The 3,405-nt window shown below is 65.4% G+C and carries 3 protein-coding genes; 1 reads left to right on the top strand and 2 read right to left on the bottom strand.

The annotated features are described in order from the left end of the window. Both ABYB95_RS19815 and tkt read right to left on the bottom strand, forming a co-directional pair. A partial coding sequence (locus ABYB95_RS19815; RefSeq protein WP_169801569.1) for an aldehyde dehydrogenase occupies positions 1-140 on the bottom strand: 140 nt, incomplete at its 3' end. Between the two features lie 150 nt (positions 141-290). Then, positions 291-2,306, bottom strand: a complete 2,016-nt coding sequence (gene tkt / locus ABYB95_RS19810; protein WP_372660866.1) for a transketolase — start codon at positions 2,304-2,306, stop codon at positions 291-293. 334 nt (positions 2,307-2,640) lie between these two features. On the opposite strand from tkt, the gene ABYB95_RS19805 reads away from it, so the two are divergent. Continuing rightward, positions 2,641-3,405: hypothetical protein (locus tag ABYB95_RS19805; protein WP_372660863.1), on the top strand; the 765-nt coding region annotated here is incomplete at its 3' end.

Here is a 3,405-nt window from a genome sequence, read left to right as displayed (position 1 = left end):
TGAAGCATGTAGGCCAGGTAGTCGGGTTCGAGCAGGTCGTTGATGGCGACGACTTCGATGTCAGAAAAGTTCTGGATCGCGCTGCGCAAGACGTTGCGCCCGATGCGGCCAAAGCCGTTGATACCGATTTTGATGGTCATGTCCGTTGACTCCTTCAGTTGGAAAAGTTGCTAATCAGGAAAACGCGTGGGTGCAATCAGTGACCCCACCAAGGGCACCGCCGGGCCGGCTCTGCCGGACGGCCAGTGCCGCCCCCTCAAGGGGGTAGCGCGAAGCGCTGCGGGGGTGGATCATTTCGCCAGCACGGTGCGCACCGTGTCGGCCACATTCTTGGGTGTGAAGCCGAAGTGCTCGAACAGCACAGGTGCGGGTGCCGACTCGCCATAGGTGTCGAGACCCACCACGGCGGCCACGCCGTATTTCCACCAGCCGTCGGTGGAGCCCATTTCCACCGCGATACGCGGCAGGCCCTTGGGCAACACCGACGCCTTGTAGGCGGCGTCCTGGCGGTCGAAGGTGGTGGTGCTGGGCATGGAGACCACGCGCACCGCGATCTTGTATTCCTTGGCCAGCAGCTCTTGCGTCTTCATGGCCAGCTGCACCTCGGAGCCGGTGGCGATGATGACTGCCTGCGCCTTTTTCTTCATGCCCACATCGACCGGCTCGGACAGCACATAGGCGCCGCGGCTGATGTCGCCCAAGTCGTCCTTGGGCGCATACGGCAGGTTTTGGCGGCTCAACAGCAAGGCGGTGGGGCGGTTGGCATTTTGCAAAGCCACGGCCCAGGCCACGGCGGTTTCTGCGGTGTCGCCCGGACGCCAGACGTCCAGGTTGGGGATCAGGCGCAGGCTGGCGGCGTGCTCCACCGACTGGTGGGTGGGGCCGTCTTCGCCCAGGCCGATGGAGTCGTGCGTGAACACGTGCACCACGCGCTGCTTCATCAGCGCGGCCATGCGGATCGCGTTGCGGCTGTAGTCGCTGAAGGTGAGGAAGGTGCCACCGTAAGGAATGAAGCCGCCGTGCAGCGCCACGCCGTTCATGATCGCGGCCATGCCGAATTCGCGCACGCCGTAGTTGATGTGGCGACCCCCTTGGCCGGCTTCGTTCTTCACCACGTTGCCCGCCAGATCAAAGCGCAGCTGGGGTGTGGATTTGGTGTTGGTGAGGTTGGAGCCGGTCAGGTCGGCGCTGCCGCCCAACATTTCGGGCACGGCCGCCGTGAAGGCTTCCAGCGCGATCTGGCTGGCCTTGCGGCTGGCCACGGTTTCGGCCTTGGTGTGGGCGGCCACCACGGTGTCGAACGCCAGTTGGTTGAAACCCTTGGGCAGTTCGCCCTTCATGCGGCGCACGAACTCTTTGGCGGCTGCGGGGAAGGCCGCTTTGTAGACGGCAAATTGCGCATTCCACTCGGCTTCCATGGCCTTGCCAGCGGCTTTGCCATCCCAGGCAGCGTACACGTCTTTGGGCACCGTGAACGGCGCATGCGGCCAGCCCAGGGCTTCGCGGGTCAGCTGGATTTCTTCGGCGCCCAGGGGTTCACCGTGGGCCTTGGCGGTGTTGGCGCGGTTCGGGCTGCCTTTGCCGATCGCCGTCTTGCAGCAGATCAGCGTGGGCTTGTCGGCGCTGTTTTTCGCGTCGGCAATGGCGCGGTCCACCGCGTCGGCGTCGTGACCGTCGACCGCGCGGATCACGTTCCAGCCATAGGCCTCAAAACGCTTGGGCGTGTCGTCGATGAACCAGGGCGCGACCTGGCCGTCGATGGAGATGCCGTTGTCGTCGTACAGGGCGACCAGCTTGTTGAGCTTCCAGGCACCGGCCAGCGCGCAGGCCTCGTGGCTGATGCCCTCCATCAGGCAACCGTCGCCCAGGAACACATAGGTGTGGTGGTCGACGATGGCGTGGCCGGGCTGGTTGAATTCGGCCGCCAGCAGCTTCTCGGCCAGCGCCATGCCGACCGCGTTGGTCACGCCCTGGCCCAGCGGGCCGGTGGTGGTTTCAATGCCGGGTGTCACGCCCACTTCGGGGTGACCGGCGGTTTTGCTGTGCAGCTGGCGGAAGTTCTTCAGCTCGTCCATGGGCAGCTTGTAGCCGCTCAGGTGCAGCAGCGCGTAGACCAGCATGGAGCCGTGGCCGTTGGATAGCACGAAGCGGTCGCGGTTGGCCCAGGACGGGTTGCTCGGGTTGTGGCGCAGGTGGCGCCCCCACAAAGCCACCGCGATATCGGCCATGCCCATGGGCGCGCCCGGGTGACCGGAATTGGCCTGCTGCACCGCGTCCATGGCCAGCGCGCGGATGGCGTTCGCCATCGTCTGCGGCGTCACGGTGGATGCAGGCACGGATGCGGTGGCGGGGATCGGGCTGCTGGGCGTGGTGACGGCTTCGGACATGGCGTGTAGGGAGTAGGGGTGGAGGTTCGCAGACAAGCGCAGGCGCGCTAAACCGCTGATTTTATCGGCCCGCTCAGATCGCTCCATTTGTGGTCGGCTTTGTGGACGACTTTCTCACCGTCCGCACCGAGCCCCCGCACCCCCGGTTTAGGGGGTGTGCGAAGGCCGCACAGCCTGACACCATGCGGCCACCAAGTCCACCTGCCCCAGCACGTGGTCGTGCGCCCATCCCTCTTTTCTGAAAGCCCTGTACATGAAACTCGCTCATCTTTTGTTGACCGGCCTCGTTGGCCTGATCGCCGCCTGTGGTGGCGGTGGCTCCAGCGTCACCACCTCGGTGTCGGGCGCCATCGTCAAAGGACCGGTGAACGGCGCCACCGTCACCTTCAAGCGCCCGGACGGCTCGGTGATTGCCACCACCACCACCAACAGCACCGGCGCATACAGCCTGGCGTTGAGTTACAGCGGCGACCTGGTGATCGAAGCCTCGGGCGGCACCTATCTGGACGAGGCCACCGGCACCACCACCACCCTGGCCACCCCCATGAAGGCCGTCCTCACGGCCAACGGCGGCAGCGTCACCGGCATGGTCACGCCGCTCACCACCATGGCCTATACCTATGCCTTCCCGAGCGGCAGCGCCGTCACGGCCAGCGGCTTCAACAGCATGGCCAGCAAGGTGGCGGCCCAGTTCAAGCTGCCGGGCGTGAACCTGGTGAGCACCTTGCCCAATGTCACCGGCACGCCCAACGACTACGGCAAAGTGCTGGCCGCGGTGTCGCAATACCTGAAGGACAACCCGGTTGGCCTGGCTGCCCTCATCAACACCAGCTTCAACACCGCGCAGTGGGCCAGCTTCTCCACCGCCTTCAGCACTGCGTACGCCACCGCCGTTCCGGGCAGCGCCATCACCTTCAGTTTTGATGGCAGCGCCTTCAGCATCGGCGGCACCGGCGCGGGTGGCGGATCGGGCACGTGTGGCGTGGCGGCTTCGGGCACCGTGACCACCGGCAACATC

The organism is Hydrogenophaga sp., from assembly GCF_041633695.1.
Taxonomy (GTDB): Bacteria; Pseudomonadota; Gammaproteobacteria; order Burkholderiales; family Burkholderiaceae_C; genus Hydrogenophaga.
The sequence above is the reverse complement of the archived record's forward strand: the minus strand, read 5'-3'. Positions and strand labels throughout refer to the sequence as shown.

What these genes read in the sequence shown, in the direction of transcription:
- tkt (WP_372660866.1), bottom strand. Translation starts at nt 2,306, where the DNA reads ATGGCGAACGCCATCCGCGCGCTGGCCATGGACGCGGTGCAGCAGGCC.